Genomic DNA, 19471 nt, shown 5'->3' with positions numbered 1-19471 from the left:
CCTGGACGGGCGTTGAGGCTGTGCAAGGTAGCGATGGCCAGGGAAACTTTTCATAACCCTTGAGCAGCAGCGGGGTCGCAGTCTCCCTGAACGACGCGCCGCTAGAGCGCTGCGTGAGCAGCGCTATCGGTGCATTCGGACGCGGTGTGTGGGTGGGCGTGGTAGTTGAAGCGGCGGCGTTCATGGTGAGGCTTCCCTGTCTGGCCGTTTGGTGGAACTAGCCTGAGGTAAAGGCTAGGCGTTCCATGCTAGGGCGCGGCCACACAGAGAGGCGGTGCTTAGATAGGCCCACCTTCACGAGCGCACTGGAAGGCGCCCGTCAAATCAAGGTGTTTCAGGTGCCGGATTTGATCTTGGTCCAGGCCCTTGTCCTGGCGCGTTCGGCTTTGCTGTCCAGGGGCTTTAGGGTATAGAGCGTCGTCATGGCCGCGTCGGTCGGGTACAAGTTGGGGTTGTTGCGTATCGCCGGGTCGACCCACTCGGTAGCGTCCTTGTTCGGGTTGGGATAGCCGACAAAGTCGCTGACCGGTGCGATGACGTTGGGTTGCAACAGATAATTGATGAACGTGTGGGCGTCGCCCGGGTTTTTAGCACCCTTGGGGATGGCGAGCATGTCGAACCAGATCGGCGCGCCTTCCTTGGGCAGGCGCATATCCACGGTCACGCCGTTCTTGGCTTCCTTGGCGCGGTTGGCGGCCTGGGAAAAACTGCCGGAATAACCCACCGCCACACAGATGTCGCCGTTGGCGATATCGGCCATGTATTTGGAGGAGTGAAAGTAGGTGATGTACGGACGGATTTTCATCAGCAGTGCTTCGGCCTTGATGTAGTCCTTGGGGTTGCTGCTGTTGGGGTCCAGGCCCAGATGCTGCAAGGCCAGCGGCAGGATCTCCGAGGGCGAATCCAGCAGCGCGACGCCACATTGCTTGAGCTTGCTGATGTTTTCTTCCTTGAAGATCAGGTCCCAGCTGTCCACTGGCGCGTTGTCGCCCAGGGCCGCCTTGACCTTGGCCGGGTTGAAGCCGATCAGGATGGTGCCGTACATGTAGGGCACGGCGTACTGATTGCCGGGGTCGTTGGCTTCGATCAGCTTCATCAGCTTGGGGTCCAGGTGCTTCCAGTTGGGCAACTGGCTACGGTCCAGGGGTTGGAACACGCCGGCTTCGATCTGCTTGGCCAGGAACACGTTGGACGGCACGACCACGTCATAGCCGGAGTTGCCGGTGAGCAGCTTGGCTTCCAGCGCCTCGTTGGTGTCGAAGATGTCGTACACCAGCTTGATCGACGGGTTCTGCGCCTTGAAGTCCTCCAGGGCCTTGGGGGTGATGTAGTCGAACCAGTTGTAGACCTTCAGGGTTTTCTCTTCGGCCTGTGCCGCGCCGCTGGCGACAGCGACGCACAGGACGAGCGATTTGAGTATGTTCATTGGGCTGCTTCCTCGAAACCTTCAAGCACGTTGACGGCGTTGATACCGATTTCTTCTACGGCGTAGCCGCCTTCCATCACAAACAGCGTCGGCTTGCCGAGCTGCGCGATGCGACGACCCATGGCCAGGTAGTCCGGGCTGTCCAGCTTGAATTGCGAAATGGGGTCGTCCTTGAAGGTGTCCACGCCCAGGGAGACAACGATGACATCGGCACCGTAGCGCGCGATCTCGGCACAGGCTTGTTCAAGCGCGGCGCTCCAGGTTTCCCAGCCGGCGCCGGCCGGTAACGGATAGTTGAAGTTGAACCCTTCTCCCGTGCCCTCGCCGAGCTCATCGGCATACCCGAGAAAGAAGGGGAACTCTGCCTCCGGATGGCCATGGATCGAGGTGAAGAGCACATCGCTACGCGGGTAGAAAATCGACTGCGTGCCGTTGCCGTGGTGGTAATCCACATCAAGGATGGCGACCTTTTTGCAGCCCTGATCGAGGAACGCCTGGGCGGCGATGGCCGCGTTATTGAGGTAGCAATAACCGCCCATCAGGTCGCTGGCGGCGTGATGCCCTGGCGGGCGGCACAGCGCAAAGGCACTGTGGGCGCCTTGCACGATGGCGGCCTGGGCGGTGAGGGCGACTTGCGCCGCGCTGTAAGCCGCTTGCCAGGTGCCGGCGGTGATCGGCGCGCCTCCATCGAAACTGTAATAGCCCAGCTGGCCGTGCAGGCTGGCGGGAATCACGCGGCGCAACGTGCGAGCGGGCCAGGTGTAGGGCAACAGGTCGCCGTCCTGGCCGTACTCGGTCCAGCGTTGCCAGGCGCCTTTGAAGAAGTCCAGATAGTCGCTGCTGTGAATACGTTGCAGCGGCGCCAGACCGAAGTCCTGCGGGGCCTGCACGGGCCCCAGGTCACGGTCCTTGACGCGTTGCAGCACGTGGTCGGCGCGCGAGGGCATTTCAAAGCAGGGCATCAGTTGCCCGTCCATCAATTCACAACGGCCGTGGTGCAGGTGGTGATCGTCCGAGTAGATCGTCAGCATTTATTGTTCTCCGCAGGCGGTATCGGTGCCTGCAGTCTTGCGGCGGACGCGGTTTATGAGAATGGCAGGAGCGGCCAAAAGGGGATAAATATGGCCAACTTATGTGTCCGCAATTGGCCCCTGATTGGGGCGTCATGCGCGAAATTGGCTCGGCGCTACGCCGCTCCAGCGTACGAACGCGTGCCTGAAGCTGGCCGTCTCGCTGAACCCCAGCGTCTCGGCAATCCGGTGGATTGGCCACAGGCCGTCAGCCAATAGCTGTTTGGCGCGTTCAAAGCGCAACTCATCGAGCAGCTCCTGATAGCTGCAGCCCAGGTCGTGCAAGTGTCGACGCAGGGTGCGTGCGGAGCAGTTCATTTGCCGGGCCAGGCCATCCAGCCCGGGTGCGGCATGCAGTTGCGCGGCCAGCAACTGACGGATCCGCCCCAGCCATGCCTCGCGTCCGGTGAATTCGGTGTTCTGTTTCCGGCAACGCTCGACCATGGCCTGGTGGGTCACGGTGTCGGCCAGTGGCAGAGGTTGGGCAAGCCAGCGTTTATCAAAGGCGAATGCATTGGCCGTGGCCTGGAACTGCAGTGGGCAATCGAAGCTCTCGACGTAACGCGCTTGATAATCCGGCGCGTCGTGCTCGAAACGAGCGCCCAACAAGGGCAGTGGATGGCCAAGCAGGTCGTCACAGATCACCTTCAGCGACCCCAGGCACAATTCGACATTGAAGGCCGTCAGTGCAGGGCTCTCGCGGTAATCGCCAGCGGTGAACCAGACACGTTCACCGTCCTCCTCCAGGCGCAGTTCGAAGAGTGTTCCCAGCAGCGCCGGATAACGCAGGGCCAGGCGCAAAGCGTCACCGAAAGTGGCACTGGTGAGCAGGGCATAGCCCAGCATGCCGTAGGAGGAAACATGCATACGCCGCCCCACGATCAAGCCGATATCGCGCTGCAGGGCCACGGCGTTGGCGCACACTTGCATCTCCTGGTGCGTGGCGATACGCGTGTCGGCGCGGCGCAAGTCCGCTGCGCGGATGCCGCTGCCGGCCAATAACGCTTCATGGGGCAAGCCTTCGGCCTCGAAGGTACTGAGCACCAGGGACACGGCATTGAGGGTGGTGAGATGGGAGTGCAGCATGGGGACTTCCAGCCTTGGGTAGGCTGGAAGTGGAGCAAGTTACATGCCGGTCAGTTCAGTTCGCCGCACAGGTCCAGTTCCACCAGGCGCCGGATTTCGCTGGTTTGCAACCCGGCCCCGAGCAGGGCGTTGAGCTTGCCGAATACCGCCTCGCGGGTCATGCCGCCACCGGACAGCACGCCCACACCGCGCAGGCGGCTGCCGGCTTCGTAGACGTCCAGTTCCACGCCGCCTTCATGGCATTGGGTGATCGCAACCACCACTACATCCTGATCCTGCGCACGTTGCAGGCTGGCCAGGAAGGCCGGGTTGTCACTTGGGCCGGTGCCGCTACCGAAGCATTCGAGCACCAGCGCCTGGATGCCACTGTCGAGCAGCGCATCCAACAGGTCGGCGGCGATGCCCGGCACCAACGGCAGGACGCCGACCCTGGCGACGGACTTGGGTTGGCGGTAATGCAGGGCAGCAGGGATCATGTCGGCTTGGGAGACGCCGCCGTTACGTTGCAAGGCTGCGAACGGATGGCGACCAAAGCTGCGGATCTTCGCGCACCGGGTTGGCGCCATGAGTGCGCCGTGGAAATACAACTGCACGCCAGGTGCCAGGCCTTCCCCCAGTGCCGTCAGCGCACCGCTGACGTTTTCCCAGGCATCACTGTCGGGCACGCCTGCCGGCAACATCGAGCCGGTGAACAGTACGGGTGCCGGCAGACCGAGGAGTTGAAAACTCATGGCCGCCGCGCTGTAGGCCAGGGTGTCGGTGCCGTGCAGGATCAGCACGGCGTCGCAGCCGTCGTCCACGGCCTCGACGACGGCGCTGCGCAGGTGCTGCCAGTAGGCAGGGGTCATATTGGCGCTGTCGATCAGCGGCGACATCTCCCGGAAGCGCCACGTGGGCACGGGTGCGTCGGCCAGTTGCTCGCGCATACGCGCCTCAAAACCGGAAGCGGGTGCCAGGCCATTGGCACTGGCCTGCATACCGATGGTGCCGCCGGTGTAGAGCACCATGACGTTGTTGGCTGGTTGCATGAAAAATCTCCTGAACGAAAAACGCCGCCGGGCCCAGAGCATGCCCAAGGCCGGGCGGCGTGTCATCTAGCGGTGATTAACGTTGCGCCTGGGCGCTCAGTTCAGGCGACGGCGCTGCTTCGGATTTTACCGGGTTGGCCGGCCAGGCCTTGCGGTCCAGATCCAGGTCAGGGAACTGGCTGGAGTCGAACACCGGGGTCTTGATGCCCGCTGCGCGCTGGTTGTCGTAGTCGTTGAGGATGCGCATGGCGATCTTGAACAGGAACGCCAGGGCGAACAGGTTGACGAACGCGAGCATGGTCATGGTGATGTCGGCGAAGGCGAACACGGTGCTCAGGTTCTCGATCGAACCCCAGAAAATCAGCACCAGCACCAAGGCGCGATAGCCCATCAGCACCTTGCGGTTGTTGCCGACCAGGAAGCGCAGGTTGCTCTCGCCCAGGTAGTAGTTGTACATGATCGAGGTGAACACGAACAACGCCAGGGCGACCGAGATGAACATGCGGCCCCAGTCACCGACCACGGCGGCCAGGGAGTTCTGGGTCAGGGCAATGCCGTCGCCTTCAAAGCCCGGGGTGTAGAAACCGGACAGCAGGATCAGCAACGCGGTGCAGGTGCAGATCACGAACGTGTCGAGGAACACGCTGAATGCCTGCACCACACCTTGGGCAATCGGGTGTTCTACCGAAGCGACAGCCGCCACGTTAGGCGCGCTGCCTAAACCTGCTTCGTTGGCGAACACGCCGCGTTTCACGCCCATGATGATCGCGCTGCCCACCAGGCCACCGAAGGCCTGGTCGAGGCCGAAGGCGCTCTTGACGATGGTCGCGAGCATGGCCGGCACGTGGTCGAATTGCAGCACGATCACGTACAGGGTCACTGCGATGTAGACCAGCGTCTTGACCGGCACCAGCAGGTCGGCAATCGACGCAATACGCTTGATCCCGCCGATGAATACCAGGCCCAGCAACACCGCCAGCGCGAGGCCGGTATAGGTGGTGTCGAGACCGAAGGCGTTATTGAGCGAGTGAGTCACGGCGTGGGCTTGCAGGCCGTTGAAGGCAAAGCCGAAGGTCACCAGCAGCAGGAACGCCATGACCATCCCCAGCCAGCGTTTGTGCAGGCCGTGCTGGATGTAATAGGCCGGGCCGCCACGGTAGGTACCTTCCGCATCGGTGCGCTTGTACAGCTGACCCAGGGAGCACTCGATAAAGCTTGAGGACATGCCCACCAACGCAGTGACCCACATCCAGAACACCGCACCCGGGCCGCCCAGGGTCACGGCAATGCCGACGCCGGCAATGTTACCGGCACCGACGCGGCCCGCCAGGCTGAGCATCAGTGCCTGGAACGAGCTGAGTTGACCGGAGCTGCTTTTCAGGCTGTCTTTAAACACCGAGAACATGTGGAAAAAGTGACGCAGTTGAACGAAACGCGAGCGGATCGTGAAATAACCGCCGAGCCCGACAATGAGCACGATCAGTACTTTCCCTGAGAGGAAGTCGTTGATGACTTCGAGCATGGAGTGTTCCTCGCTGATTTTTCTAATGGCAAACGCAGGACGGTCCGATACATCGCTCGGCACCAGGCAGTGCACGACGCTTCGATCCCGATCCTTTTGCGGGTGTTGTTATTCATGCGCTTTCGCGTGGTATCCGGGCCTCGTTACCGATTGCCGCAGACGCGAAGAGGGGCGGCACTATACCTAGGCGAGCGTGATCCGTCTGCACGGCCTGATTAAAGGTTTCAGCGAAGCGGTGACAGGGGAGGTGGGTAAGCGGTGCGATATTGGATTTTTTATAAGCGTCATGAGCAACCTCAAGGCAAAAAAAAGGGCCTGAAGAACGAGCCTTCAGGCCCTCAAAAGGTGAGAGGTGTCTAGTCCCTCAACCTGGTGAGCGGTGCAACAAACACTTAGGCCTTCAGTGGGACCAAGCGTGGAGCGATCATGTTTTCGGGGCGCAGGATGTCGTCGAGCATGGCGTCGTCGAGCAAGCCTTCTTCACGCACCAGTTCCAGCACGCCGCGACCGCTTTCAAGGGCGATACGCGCAATGCGGGTGGCGTTTTCATAGCCGATGTAGGGGTTCAGCGCGGTGACCAGGCCGATAGAGTGCTCCACCAGCTCGCGGCAGCGCGCTTCGTTGGCGGTGATACCGACGATGCAGTGCTCGCGCAGCATGTCCATGGCGCGTTGCAGCAGGCGGATCGAGTCGAAGATCTTGAAGGCGATCAGCGGCTCCATCACGTTCAGCTGCAGTTGGCCGCCTTCGGCCGCCATGGTCAGCGCCAGGTCGTTGCCGATCACCTGGAAGGCCACCTGGTTGACGGCTTCCGGGATCACCGGGTTGACCTTGCCGGGCATGATCGAGCTGCCCGGCTGGCGTGCCGGCAGGTTGATCTCGTTGATGCCGGTGCGTGGGCCGCTGGACAGCAGGCGCAAGTCGTTGCAGATCTTCGACAGCTTCACGGCGGTACGCTTGAGCATGCCGGAGAACAGCACGAAGGCACCCATGTCGGAGGTGGCTTCGATCAGGTCGGCCGCCGGTACCAGCGGCTGGCCGCTGATGGTGGCCAGGCGCTGTACGGCCAGGGCCTGGTAGCGTGGGTCGGCGTTGATGCCGGTGCCGATGGCGGTGCCGCCCAGGTTCACTTCGGTGAGCAGCTCCGGCGCCAGGGTTTTCAGGCGGGCCAGGTCTTCGCTCAGGGTGGTGGCGAAGGCGCGGAATTCCTGGCCGAGGGTCATCGGCACGGCGTCTTGCAGTTGGGTGCGGCCCATTTTCAACACATGCCCGAACTCGACACCTTTGGCGGCAAAGGCCTGGATCAGGCTGTCGAGGCTGGCCAGCAGCGCGTCATGGCCCAGCAGCAGACCCAAGCGGATCGCGGTCGGGTAGGCGTCGTTGGTCGACTGCGCCATGTTCACGTCGTTGTTGGGGTGCAGGTACTGGTATTCGCCCTTCTGGTGGCCCATGGCCTCCAGCGCGATGTTGGCGATCACTTCGTTGGCATTCATGTTGGTTGAAGTGCCGGCGCCGCCTTGAATCATGTCCACCACGAACTCTTCGTGGAAGTCGCCACGGATCAGCCGGGCACAGGCTTCGCTGATGGCAGCGTGCTTGGCTTCACTGAGCTGACCCAGTTCGCGGTTGGCGTCCGCCGCTGCTTGCTTGACCATTGCCAGGCCGACCACCAATTTCGGGTAATGCGAAATCGGAACGCCCGAGAGGCGGAAGTTGTTCACCGCTCGCAGGGTCTGGATGCCGTAATACGCTTGAGCCGGTACTTCGAGTACGCCAAGCAGGTCTTTTTCTGTACGGAAAGATGCAGCAGAGGACATGACGGAAATCATCTCGATAGGGACCCGGAACTGGCCGGAACGCTGCGAATGCTAGGCTTGTAGAACTTTTTGGGCCAATGCTGTTAAACACTGGCCTATGCACAAACGGCATAATGTGGATGTGACCCGGTTACCATGACGGGCGTGTGTGCCAAAATGGTGCATTCCCGTGGGAGGCAGTGATGAACCTTGAGAGCAAATGGCTGGAAGACTTCAGCGCCCTGGCGGCAACGCGCAGCTTTTCCCAGGCGGCGGAGCGGCGCTTTGTCACCCAGCCGGCGTTCAGTCGACGTATTCGCAGCCTGGAAGCGGCGCTGGGGTTGACCCTGGTCAATCGCACACGCACGCCGGTGGAACTGACGGCGGCGGGGCAATTGTTCCTGGTCACCGCGCGCACGGTGGTCGAACAACTCGGTGAAGTGCTGCGCCATTTGCATCATCTGGAAGGCGGGCAGGGCGAGGTCATGCAGGTGGCGGCGGCTCACTCCCTGGCATTGGGTTTTTTCCCGCGCTGGATCGCCCAGCTGCGCAACGAAGGTTTGAACATCGCCACGCGGCTGGTCGCCACCAACGTGGGTGACGCCGTGCACGCCCTGCGCGAAGGCGGCTGCGACCTGATGCTGGCGTTCTACGACCCGGATGCCGCCATGCAGATGGACGCCGAGATCTTCCCCTCCCTGCACCTGGGCAACACCGAAATGCTCCCGGTGTGCGCCGCCGATGCCGACGGCAAGCCGCTGTTCGATCTTGAAGGCGAGGGCAGTGTGCCGCTGCTTGCCTACAGTGCCGGTGCCTTTCTCGGGCGCTCGGTGAACCTGCTGCTGCGCCAGCGTGCCCTGCGTTTTACCACCATCTATGAAACCGCCATGGCCGACAGCCTCAAAAGCATGGCCCTTGAAGGCTTGGGGATCGCCTGGGTGCCGCAATTGAGCGTGCGAGCGGAACTGGCTCGAGGCGAACTGGTGGTGTGTGGCGGGTCGCAATGGCATGTGCCGCTGGAGATTCGGCTGTATCGCTGTGCGCTGGTGCGCAAGGCCAATGTGCGGTTGTTGTGGCGCAAGCTCGAGAGTGGCATCGCAGTGAGTTCCTCCGCATGAGCGGAGGAAGGCCAGTGATCGAAGCGATGGGCGTAAAACGGTAAAAGAGGTGTTGGTATTAATCTTTGCTGGCCAGGTAATTCTTGATATTTTGCCGATTGGCGGGGCTGAACGTGTAAGTGGTGGAACTGCTACTGCGGGGTGCCATATAGGTATACGTCTTAATGTCCTCGTACCAGGTTCCGAATACCCAAGCTTCTAGAAGTTTAAGGCCGCTGGCCCAGCGGCGCTTTAAATGAACTTCAGAGTCGTCATGTCTGGCCCCTAATAAATGACCGATCTCATGGGCGATAACTTCTGGCGAGACCAATGATGCGATGGCGAATGTTCCGCCCTGGGTTTCCCCATGCGTGCTCGCGAGGCCTAAAACCGTATTATTTAATTTGTCGTTGGTGACGAGAACGACTTTGGTCAGATCATTGGTTTCCAGGCCCTCTTGCGTCATGTCGTCGAGAAGTTGAGTGCCGAGAGTTTGCCAGCGTGTTGCCGCGTCCTCAATATCGTCGCCTTTGTATTCCATGTTGCTGTGGGGCTCGCCCTGGGTGAAGACGACATTGATTTTCCGCTCTGCGAAGCTTTCCAGTTCTTTTACGAGTGCGTGAAAAAAATCAGCGTAAATGGTCTTTCGTTTTGCCGGCGTCACGTCATCATGCAGGACGGCGATAATAGTAATGTGTTTGTTAGGTGTGCCTTCGGTTGTCGACGTCATCTTTCAAACCTTTCAAGGAGTTCCAGGTTATTGATAGTGAATCAGGGTCCGGCGAGTTTATTAAATGAAGGTATTGCCCCAGGTGGTAATTAATTCTCGACGGTCATGCGGTTTGGCGAGTGGGCATGAGCGTGGTGTTTTGGCGTGCGCCAGTGACTGACCTGAGAGTCAATAAATCGCTCGGTGGCAACGGATGACAGATGGTCGTGACAGGGGCTGTTTATCTGGATTATTACGGTATACTGCGCGGCCTTCGGCCGGTCCAACCGGCCTGATTTCGTACACCAAGCCACGCCGGATTTCCCGCGTGGCTTGTTGTTTTTTGACGCGCCTGCGGGCGCCCAGAGAGAAGAGGCACGACGATGAGTGCATTGGTTGGCGTGATCATGGGCTCCAAGTCCGATTGGTCCACCCTTAGCCACACCGCCGATATGCTGGAAAAACTCGGCATTCCGTACGAAGTGAAGGTGGTCTCCGCCCACCGCACCCCGGACTTGCTGTTCCAGTATGCCGATGAAGCAGAATCCCGTGGCATCGAGGTGATCATCGCCGGTGCCGGCGGTGCGGCGCATTTGCCAGGCATGTGTGCAGCCAAGACTCACCTGCCCGTGCTGGGTGTACCGGTGCAGTCGTCGATGCTCTCGGGCGTGGATTCGCTGTTGTCCATCGTGCAGATGCCGGCCGGCATCCCGGTGGCGACCCTGGCGATCGGCAAGGCCGGCGCGATCAACGCCGCGTTGCTGTCCGCCAGTATCCTGGGCGCCAAGCACCCGCAGTTCCATGCGGTGCTGAAAAAATTCCGTGCTGAGCAGACAGACAGCGTGCTGGACAATCCAGACCCACGCATCGCCTGAGGGTGTTGATTGATGAAAATCGGTGTAATCGGTGGCGGCCAACTGGGCCGCATGCTGGCTCTGGCGGGAACCCCGCTGGGGATGGATTTCGCTTTTCTGGACCCGGCGCCGGACGCTTGCGCGGCCGCCCTGGGTGAACACCTGCGCGCGGACTACAGCGACCCTGATCACCTGCGCCAACTGGCCGACGAAGTTGACCTGGTGACCTTCGAGTTCGAAAGCGTACCGGCCGAAACCGTGGCTTTCCTGTCGCAGTTCGTGCCGGTGTACCCGAGCGCTGAAGCCCTGCGCATCGCGCGCGACCGCTGGTTCGAGAAAAGCATGTTCAAGGACCTGGGCATCCCGACCCCGGCCTTCGCCGATATCCAGTCCCAGGCAGACCTGGACGCCGCCGTCGCCAGCATCGGCCTGCCGGCCGTGCTGAAAACCCGCACCCTGGGGTATGACGGCAAGGGCCAGAAAGTGCTGCGCACCGCTGCCGATGTGGCCGGTACCTTCGCCGAACTGGGCAGCGTCGCCTGCCTGCTGGAAGGCTTCGTGCCGTTCACCGGCGAAGTCTCGCTGATCGCAGTGCGCGCCCGTAATGGTGAAACCCGCTTCTATCCGTTGGTGCACAACACCCACGACAGCGGCATTCTCAAGCTGTCCGTGGCCAGTACCGACCACCCGCTGCAGGCCCTGGCCGAAGATTACTCCAGCCGTGTGCTCAAGCAGCTGGATTACGTCGGCGTGATGGCGTTCGAGTTCTTTGAAGTCGATGGCGGTCTCAAGGCCAACGAGATCGCCCCGCGCGTGCACAACTCCGGGCACTGGACCACCGAAGGCGCCGAGTGCAGCCAGTTCGAGAACCACCTGCGGGCGGTGGCGGGCTTGCCGTTGGGCTCCACGGCCAAGGTTGGCGAGAGCGCCATGCTCAACTTCATTGGCGTGGTGCCGCCGGTTGAGCGAGTCATGGCGATCGACGATTGCCATGTGCATCACTACGGCAAGGCCTTCAAGGCAGGGCGCAAGGTGGGTCACGCCAACCTGCGCTGCAAGGACCGCGCGACCCTGCAGGCGCAGATCCTCAAGGTCGAAGCACTGATCGCCGAACAATAAGCTGCGTCGCCGTGGGAACCATTAAGGCTCGGCGTCCCTCTGATAGCAGGATGCCAAAGTCTGACTAGGCTTTGGCATGACTCACACCAATCAGAGGGAAATGCCATGGGTATCATCGGAACCATTTTTATCGGCTTGATCGTCGGCCTGCTGGCGCGTTTCCTCAAGCCTGGCGACGACAGCATGGGCTGGATCATGACCATTCTGCTGGGTATCGCCGGCTCCCTGGCTGCAACCTACGGTGGCCAGGCCCTGGGGATCTACCAGGCCGGTCAAGGCGCGGGCTTTATCGGTGCGCTGGTCGGCGCGATCGTGCTGCTGGTGATCTACGGCCTGATCAAAAGAAAGTAATCAGCCGACAAAGTCCTCTGCGCTGCGCAGGCGCAGAGGGCTAGAATGCTCGCCACTTGTACTTGCCGAGCCTCTCCATGCGCCGTCTTCTGTTGACTCTCCTCTTGCTGGCCCCAGGCCTGGCCCACGCTGGCGAACTGCCGGAAACCGACTGGCTCGAGCTGATGCCGCTGTCGGATCAGAAAGCCCTCGAAGCCATGCCCGAGATCGATCACAACTCGCCCGAAGCCCAAGGCACCTTTACCGACAAGGGCGGCCTGAAACAGAGCAAAGGCTTGCCGGCGGTGATGTATTCCACCAAGACCGTGCCGGCCATGAACGGCAAGCACATCCGTATCGGCGGCTACCCAGTGCCGTTGGAAACCGATGCCAAGGGCCGCAGCACGCTGTTCTTTCTCGTGCCATACCCCGGCGCGTGCATCCATGTGCCGCCACCGCCGCCCAACCAACTGGTGTTGGTGCGCTATCCCAAGGGCTTGAAGCTGGATGATATCTACACGCCGCTGTGGGTCACCGGAACCTTGAAGGTGGAGAAGGTGAATAACGACCTGGCGGACGCGGCGTATGCGCTGGACGCAGGGAAGGTGCGGGTAGTGAAGGAGTCCGATCTCTGAAAGCCAACATCTAACAATGTGGGAGGGGGCTTGCCCCCGATTGCGGCATGCCAGTCAAACATGTTCTGACTGAACCACCGCTATCGGGAGCAAGCCCCCTCCCACATTTTGAACTTCGCCTACAGGGCGACAGCGGCGATGCTCACGCCCAGGGTGTGGCTTTCACCGGGCGCCAACGCCACCACATCATCCAGCACATTCGCCGTCTCTACGCATAACATCCCCTGCCAGCCATCGTCGGCCATGTCATCGAAGGCCTTGGCGCGTTCGGTCCACGGGTTCCAGATCACGGTCGATTTCGAACCTTCGCTGGTGAGCTGGATGCGGCGCTGCCAGTCCTTGTCGACGATGCTCAGATGGGCAGGCGTGTCCAGATAGATACGGTCAGTCTCGGCCGTGAAGTGCAGCAGGCCCGATTGCATCTTCTCGGCCCAGCCATCGGCGGTATCGATATAGGACGCCCCATCCAGGCCTTCGACCTGCACCTTGCGCACATCGCTGACGGCGAAGTAGGTGTGCAGTGCCTGGCTGAGGGTCACGGTGTCAGTGCCGCGGTTATGGCTGGTCAGGTGGATATGCAACTGGTCGTCCATCACCAGGCTCAACGTCAAGTCGACCTGATGAGGCCAGCCAGGAAAGCCGCCTGCCGGTACGGGCAGCGCAAGATCCACCCGCAACGCCTGGCCTTCAAGCTCGGTTGCGGCTAATTCCCACAACGCCGTACGCACAAAACCGTGGGCACCGGCCGGCTGATCGCTCTGGCGCATTGCCTTGACGCTCTGCGGGTTGCGGTCGAACACACCAAACCAGGGCCAGCACACCGGGACGCCGGTACGAATGCCTTTGCCCTGCTTGAACACCGCTTCGGGGTTCGGCCAGATCAGCGGCTGCTCGCCGTCGCGCTGATAACTGAAGATATGCGCGCCCTGTTGGGCCACCCTCAACTCGGCGCCGTTGTGGCGGATGCGCCAGCAATCCAGCGCGTCGATTTTCACGGTTTCAACGTGGGGCGTCGGCATAACAAAGCTCTCTCAATGGCAGGCAATGGGCAATGGCAGGCAATGGGGCAATTGACCGTGAAAACCCGATGAGGTTTAACGCGCGCGCGACGGAACCGAGCGCGTGCGGCCGCTGCCGTCGATGGCGACGAACACGAATACCGCCTCGGTGACCTTGCGCCATTCGCTGGACAGCGGGTCGTCGCTCCACACTTCGACCATCATCTGGATCGAGCTGCGGCCGATTTCCAGGGCCTGGGTATAGAAGGACAACTGCGCGCCCACCGCGACCGGTACCAGGAATGCCATGCGATCAATGGCCACCGTGGCTACGCGCCCGCCGGCCACCTTGCTGGCCATTGCCGTACCGGCCAGGTCCATCTGCGCGACCAGCCAGCCACCGAAGATATCGCCAAAACCGTTGGTTTCACGCGGCAGCGCAGTGATTTGCAGGGCGAGATCGCCTTGCGGGATAGGATCTTCTTGTTCGAGTTCGATCATGCCGAAGGTGCCTCTGACCCGTGACGCTTCATGGGTATTTCAAGTGGATAGCCGTCTTCTGGAAAAACGTTTCAGCACCAACATACACCGCTCGATGCGTTTCTCGTAAGGCGAACTAAAGGGAAACTCTGCCAAATCGGCTGGATGGCGCCCAACAACGTTTTGGCACAGCAGCCCGTCAAGACTGGGGTTCCTGCGCTTGCACGGGCGAGTATATCGGGACGCTGGCGCGACGACGACCACCTGAGGCTCATTTGGTCGGTTAATAGGCGCTGTATCGGGGCTTTTGCGCGCAACTGTTTTCACAGCGCTGTGCTTTTTCAAGCGATTTGCTATCTTGCCAAACCCGCCGCAAGTCACGGGCGTGCAGTCCTTTACGATGATTACTATAAGAGAAGCCTTGCCATGTCCTCCGTGCCCGCAAGCAGCGCGCAACCGTCGCGCCCGCTGACCCGCAACGACTACAAAACCCTGTCGCTGTCTGCCTTGGGCGGGGCGCTGGAGTTCTACGACTTCATCATTTTCGTATTTTTCGCCACCGTGGTCGGGAAACTGTTCTTCCCCGTCGACATGCCCGAATGGCTGCGCATGATGCAGACCTTCGGCATCTTCGCCGCTGGCTACCTCGCCCGCCCGCTGGGCGGCATCATCATGGCGCACTTCGGCGACCTGCTGGGCCGCAAGAAAATGTTCACCCTGAGCATCTTCATGATGGCCGTGCCGACCTTGATCATGGGCCTGTTGCCGACCTACGCGCAGATCGGCTTGTGGGCGCCGCTCCTGTTGCTGCTGATGCGCGTGATCCAGGGTGCGGCGATTGGCGGCGAGGTACCGGGCGCCTGGGTATTTGTCTCCGAACACGTCCCGCCACGCCACATCGGCTACGCCTGCGGTACCCTGACCAGCGGCCTCACCGCCGGTATTCTGCTGGGCTCGTTGGTCGCCACCGCCATTAATACGGTCTATACCCCGGAGCAGGTCTCCGATTACGCCTGGCGGATCCCATTCCTGCTCGGCGGTGTATTCGGCCTGCTGTCGGTGTACCTGCGCCGCTGGCTGCATGAAACACCTATTTTCGCCGAGATGCAGCAACGCAAGACCCTGGCCGCCGAGCTGCCGTTGCGCGCGGTATTGCGCGACCACCGTGGCGCCATCGTGTTGTCGATGCTGCTGACCTGGCTGCTCTCGGCCGGCGTCGTGGTGGTCATCCTCATGACGCCGACCGTGCTGCAGACCGTCTACCACTTCAGCCCCACGGTTGCGTTGCAGGCCAACAGCCTGGCCATCGTCACCCTGAGCCTGGGTTGCATTGCCTCGGGTGCCCTGGCCGATCGTTTTGGTGCCGGTCGTGTACTGGTCACCGGTTGCGCATTGTTGCTGGCCACTTCCTGGACGCTGTATCACAGTCTCATGGCCCACCCGGACTGGCTGTTCCCGCTGTACGCCTTGACTGGCCTGTTTGTCGGCACCATCGGCGTGGTGCCTTACGTGATGGTCAAGGCATTTCCGCCGGTGGTGCGTTTCAGTGGCTTGTCGTTCTCCTACAACGTGGCCTACGCCGTGTTCGGCGGGCTGACGCCGCTGGCGGTGTCGCTGCTGATGAAGGAAAGCCCGATGGGGCCGGCCTACTATGTTGCTGCCTTGTGCTTGATGGGGATGGTGGTGGGTGGGTATCTGTGGAAGCGTTCCCGCTGACACTGCCCTGATCTCCTGTGGCGAGCGAGCAAGCTCCCTCGCCACAGTGAAGGTGTTCATTGACCGTTTTACGTTCCCAAGCCTGCGCTTTCGATAGTGGCCTTTCATCTAACTGTCACATTGCAGACATAGAGTGTTCACACGGCCTCTCGATACTTGGCCCCGATCCAACTATCCCTATCTGCTAGGAGCAAGGCATGAAACTGAAACGTTTGATGGCGGCAATGACGTTTGTCGCTGCTGGCGTCGCGACCGCCAACGCGGTGGCTGCTGGCGTTGACCCGGCGATCCCGGCTTACGTCAAGACCACTGGTGTGTCGGGCAACCTGTCCAGCGTCGGTTCCGATACCCTGGCAAACCTGATGACCCTGTGGGCCGAGGGTTACAAAAAGGAATACCCGAACGTCAACATCCAGATTCAAGCGGCCGGCTCCGCCACCGCGCCACCTGCGCTGACTGAAGGCACCTCCAACCTGGGCCCGATGAGCCGCAAGATGAAGGACACCGAACTGGCGGCCTTCGAGCAGAAGTACGGCTACAAGCCAACCGCTATCCCGGTAGCCGTGGATGCCCTGGCGGTATTTGTGCACAAGGACAACCCGATTCAGCACCTGACCATGGAACAGGTTGACGCGATCTTCTCTTCGACGCGCTTGTGTGGCGCCAAAGCCGACGTGAAAACCTGGGGTGACCTGGGCGTGACCGGCGACCTGGCCAACAAGCCGGTTCAGCTGTTTGGCCGTAACTCGGTGTCCGGCACCTACGGCTACTTCAAGGAAGAAGCCCTGTGCAAAGGCGACTACAAGCCTAACGTGAACGAACAACCTGGTTCGGCTTCGGTCGTACAGTCGATCAGCTCCTCGCTGAACGGCATCGGTTACTCGGGCATCGGCTACAAGACGGCCAGCGTGAAGACCGTGGCCCTGGCCAAGAAAGGCAGCACTGACTTCATCGAAGACAGCGAAGAAAACGCCCTGAACGGCAAATACCCGCTGTCGCGTTTCCTCTACGTTTACGTCAACAAAGCCCCGAACAAGCCTCTGGCTCCGCTGGAAGCTGAGTTCGTGAAACTGGTGCTGTCCAAGCAGGGCCAGGAAGTGGTAGTGAAAGACGGTTACATCCCGCTGCCAGCCAAAGTTGCCGCCAAGGCCCTGGCTGACCTGGGTCTGAAAGAAGGCAACTGATTGCCTCTGCGGGCGCCGGTACGCCGGTTCCCGCATCACTCATTTTCAATCCGCTGCCAGCCCTGCTTCGCGGCGGATTTCCTGCGTCACTGCACTGTCATCTTTCTGTCATACAGGACCGCTAGGGTGTGCGCATGAATGATCTGGCCAATTCCACCATGACGACGACTTCTCCCCCCAAGCGCATTGATTTCAATACGCCTGAGCTGCAACGCAAGCGCCGCATTCGCGCGCTCAAGGATCGTTTCACCCGCTGGTACGTATTGGTCGGCGGCCTCGCCGTGCTGGGTGCCATTACCCTGATTTTCTTCTTTCTCGCCTATGTGGTCGCGCCGCTGTTTCAAGGCGCCTCGCTGACCAAGGAAGACGCGCTGACGCCTGCCTGGATGCAGGACGCCGGCAAGCCATTGCTGATCTCGCTGGAAGAACAGAACCAGGTTGCCATGCGGGTTTCCGACAAGGGCCAGGCGCTGTTCTTTGCAGTCGACACCGGCACCGAGCTCAAGCGCGTTGACCTGCCGCTGCCGGCCGGTACAAGCGTTGCGTCCATCGGCGAAGACCAGCCGGGCAGCCCGCTGGTGATCCTGGGTTTGTCCAACGGCCAGTCCATGGTGTTCCGCCACACTTATAAAGTGTCTTACCCGGACGGCAAGAAAACCATCACGCCGGCAATCGAATACCCTTATGGCGAGACGCCGATCGTGCTGGATGAGGCCGGCCGCCCGTTGGAGCACGTCGCGCTCAATGCCACCGATACTTCCCTGGTGGTGGCAGGCTCGGCCGGTTCGCACTTGAACGTGCTGACCCTGAGCCGCGAAGAAAACATGATGACCGGTGAAGTCACCAGCGAGCAGAAGCGTGTCGAGCTGCCGCAAATGACCGAGCCGGTGAAGGCGATCTTCATCGACCCGCGCCAGCAATGGTTGTATGTGATCAACGGTCGTGCCCTGGCCGACGTGTTCAGCCTGCGCGACAAGAGCCTCAACGGTCGCTACAAGCTGCTTGAAGACGGCACTGCCGACGTCACCGCCAGCACCCAGCTGGTGGGCGGCATCTCGCTGATCGTCGGTAACTCCAAGGGCGGCCTGGCCCAGTGGTTCATGGCCCGCGATCCGGATGGCGAGCAGCGCCTCAAGCAAATCCGTACCTTCCAGATGGGCACTGCGCCCATCGTGGAAATCACCGCTGAAGAACGTCGCAAGGGTTTCACTGCCCTCGATGCTTCCGGTCAGTTCGGCGTGTTCCACAGCACCGCGCACCGCACCTTGCTGGTCGATCCGGTGGTCGACGGCCCAGGCGTGTTCGGTTTGTCGCCACGGGCCAACCACGTGATCGTCGAGGCCGGTGGCAAGCTGCAACCGTTGCTGCTCGACAACCCGCACCCGGAAGTCTCCTGGAGCGCGCTGTGGAGCAAGGTCTGGTACGAGAACTACGACGAGCCTAAATACGTCTGGCAGTCGACCGCCGCCAACACCGACTTCGAGCCCAAGATGAGCCTGGCGCCGCTGACCTTCGGTACGTTGAAAGCCGCGTTCTACGCGATGCTGCTCGCCGCGCCGCTGGCCGTAGCCGCCGCGATCTACACCGCTTACTTCATGGCCCCGAGCCTGCGCCGCAAGGTCAAGCCGGTGATCGAGTTGATGGAAGCGATGCCCACGGTGATCCTCGGCTTCTTCGCCGGCCTGTTCCTGGCGCCTTATGTGGAAGGGCATCTGCCGGGGATTTTCAGCCTGCTGATGCTGTTGCCGATTGGCATCCTGGTGGCCGGCTTTGTATTCAGCCGGTTGCCTGAGTCGATCCGCCTGCGGGTGCCGGATGGCTGGGAAAGCGCGATCCTGATCCCGGTGATCCTGTTCGTGGGCTGGCTCTCGCTGTACATGAGCCCGTACCTGGAAACCTGGTTCTTCGGCGGCGACATGCGCATGTGGATTTCCCATGACCTGGGCATCACCTACGACCAGCGCAACGCCCTGGTGGTCGGCCTGGCCATGGGGTTCGCGGTGATCCCGAACATCTACTCCATCGCCGAAGACGCCGTGTTCAGCGTGCCGCGTGGCCTGACCCTGGGCTCCCTGGCCCTCGGCGCCACGCCCTGGCAGACCATGACCCGCGTAGTGATCCTGACCGCCAGCCCGGGCATTTTCTCGGCATTGATGATCGGCATGGGCCGCGCCGTCGGCGAGACCATGATCGTGCTGATGGCCACCGGTAACACGCCGGTGATGGAGATGAACCTGTTCGAAGGCCTGCGCACCCTGGCGGCCAACGTCGCGGTGGAAATGCCCGAGTCGGAAGTGGGCGGCAGTCACTACCGCGTGCTGTTCCTCTCGGCGCTGGTGCTGCTGCTGTTCACCTTCATCATGAACACCCTCGCCGAGCTGATCCGTCAGCGTCTGCGCAAGAAATACTCGTCGCTTTAAG

At 61.2% G+C, this 19471-nt stretch carries 17 protein-coding genes; 8 read left to right on the top strand and 9 right to left on the bottom strand.

Annotation, left to right across the window (positions count from 1 at the left end; all coding sequences use genetic code 11):
* Positions 1-334 precede the first annotated feature (334 nt).
* From CIB54_RS04145 to aspA, 6 genes are all read right to left on the bottom strand, one after another.
* Positions 335-1426 carry a polyamine ABC transporter substrate-binding protein gene (locus CIB54_RS04145; protein ID WP_065953289.1) on the bottom strand — a complete coding sequence of 364 codons (1092 nt, stop codon included), beginning with the start codon at positions 1424-1426 and terminating at the stop codon, positions 335-337.
* Positions 1423-2457 (bottom strand): histone deacetylase family protein, encoded by a 1035-nt coding sequence (locus tag CIB54_RS04140; RefSeq protein ID WP_101218711.1) that lies wholly within the window; start codon positions 2455-2457, stop codon positions 1423-1425. Before CIB54_RS04140 ends, CIB54_RS04145 begins: the two co-directional genes overlap by 4 nt.
* Before the next feature lie 132 nt (positions 2458-2589).
* Positions 2590-3582 (bottom strand): AraC family transcriptional regulator, encoded by a 993-nt coding sequence (locus tag CIB54_RS04135; protein ID WP_101218709.1) that lies wholly within the window; start codon positions 3580-3582, stop codon positions 2590-2592.
* Between the two features lie 50 nt (positions 3583-3632).
* Positions 3633-4610 (bottom strand): asparaginase, encoded by a 978-nt coding sequence (locus CIB54_RS04130; protein WP_065953286.1) that lies wholly within the window; start codon positions 4608-4610, stop codon positions 3633-3635.
* Between the two features lie 76 nt (positions 4611-4686).
* A complete protein-coding gene (locus tag CIB54_RS04125; RefSeq protein ID WP_065953285.1) occupies positions 4687-6132 on the bottom strand; it encodes an alanine/glycine:cation symporter family protein in 1446 nt (481 codons plus the stop codon).
* 392 nt (positions 6133-6524) lie between these two features.
* A complete protein-coding gene (gene aspA, locus CIB54_RS04120) occupies positions 6525-7949 on the bottom strand; it encodes an aspartate ammonia-lyase (RefSeq protein ID WP_032884466.1) in 1425 nt (474 codons plus the stop codon).
* 182 nt (positions 7950-8131) lie between these two features.
* Here aspA and CIB54_RS04115 point away from each other — a divergent pair, with 182 nt between their 5' ends.
* On the top strand, positions 8132-9046 hold the full coding sequence (locus CIB54_RS04115) for a LysR substrate-binding domain-containing protein (protein WP_065953284.1): 915 nt from the start codon (positions 8132-8134) through the stop codon (positions 9044-9046).
* Positions 9047-9104: 58 nt separating this feature from the next.
* Here the strand turns inward: CIB54_RS04115 and CIB54_RS04110 are convergent, their stop codons facing one another.
* A complete protein-coding gene (locus tag CIB54_RS04110; RefSeq protein WP_101218707.1) occupies positions 9105-9755 on the bottom strand; it encodes a M12 family metallo-peptidase in 651 nt (216 codons plus the stop codon).
* A gap of 362 nt (positions 9756-10117) precedes the next feature.
* Between CIB54_RS04110 and purE the strand changes: the two genes are divergently transcribed.
* The 4 genes from purE to CIB54_RS04090 all read left to right on the top strand — a co-directional run bounded on the left by purE (position 10118) and on the right by CIB54_RS04090 (position 12672).
* The gene (purE, locus tag CIB54_RS04105) at positions 10118-10609 is read left to right on the top strand and encodes a 5-(carboxyamino)imidazole ribonucleotide mutase (protein ID WP_003195648.1); all 492 of its coding nucleotides are present in this window, start codon (positions 10118-10120) and stop codon (positions 10607-10609) included.
* 12 nt (positions 10610-10621) lie between these two features.
* Positions 10622-11707 (top strand): 5-(carboxyamino)imidazole ribonucleotide synthase, encoded by a 1086-nt coding sequence (locus tag CIB54_RS04100; RefSeq protein ID WP_101218705.1) that lies wholly within the window; start codon positions 10622-10624, stop codon positions 11705-11707.
* 105 nt (positions 11708-11812) lie between these two features.
* Entirely contained in the window at positions 11813-12058 is a 246-nt protein-coding gene (locus tag CIB54_RS04095) for a GlsB/YeaQ/YmgE family stress response membrane protein (protein ID WP_057006311.1), read from the top strand.
* A gap of 77 nt (positions 12059-12135) precedes the next feature.
* On the top strand, positions 12136-12672 hold the full coding sequence (locus CIB54_RS04090; protein ID WP_065953281.1) for a DUF3299 domain-containing protein: 537 nt from the start codon (positions 12136-12138) through the stop codon (positions 12670-12672).
* Positions 12673-12791: 119 nt separating this feature from the next.
* Here the strand turns inward: CIB54_RS04090 and CIB54_RS04085 are convergent, their stop codons facing one another.
* Both CIB54_RS04085 and CIB54_RS04080 read right to left on the bottom strand, forming a co-directional pair.
* Entirely contained in the window at positions 12792-13691 is a 900-nt protein-coding gene (locus CIB54_RS04085) for a D-hexose-6-phosphate mutarotase (RefSeq protein ID WP_101218703.1), read from the bottom strand.
* Positions 13692-13766: 75 nt separating this feature from the next.
* The gene (locus CIB54_RS04080) at positions 13767-14171 is read right to left on the bottom strand and encodes an acyl-CoA thioesterase (RefSeq protein WP_003176975.1); all 405 of its coding nucleotides are present in this window, start codon (positions 14169-14171) and stop codon (positions 13767-13769) included.
* A gap of 405 nt (positions 14172-14576) precedes the next feature.
* On the opposite strand from CIB54_RS04080, the gene CIB54_RS04075 reads away from it, so the two are divergent.
* The 3 genes from CIB54_RS04075 (at position 14577) to CIB54_RS04065 (ending at position 19470) form a co-directional block, all read left to right on the top strand.
* A complete protein-coding gene (locus CIB54_RS04075) occupies positions 14577-15866 on the top strand; it encodes an MFS transporter (RefSeq protein ID WP_065953279.1) in 1290 nt (429 codons plus the stop codon).
* A 197-nt stretch (positions 15867-16063) separates the two neighbouring features.
* The gene (locus tag CIB54_RS04070) at positions 16064-17050 is read left to right on the top strand and encodes a phosphate ABC transporter substrate-binding protein PstS (RefSeq protein ID WP_017135798.1); all 987 of its coding nucleotides are present in this window, start codon (positions 16064-16066) and stop codon (positions 17048-17050) included.
* Positions 17051-17436: 386 nt separating this feature from the next.
* A complete protein-coding gene (locus CIB54_RS04065; protein WP_175413321.1) occupies positions 17437-19470 on the top strand; it encodes an ABC transporter permease subunit in 2034 nt (677 codons plus the stop codon).
* Position 19471 lies beyond the last annotated feature (1 nt).

Source organism: Pseudomonas fluorescens (genome assembly GCF_002837185.1).
Taxonomy (GTDB): domain Bacteria; phylum Pseudomonadota; class Gammaproteobacteria; order Pseudomonadales; family Pseudomonadaceae; genus Aquipseudomonas; species Aquipseudomonas fluorescens_AM.
This window is presented reverse-complemented; position numbering and strand designations above follow the sequence as displayed.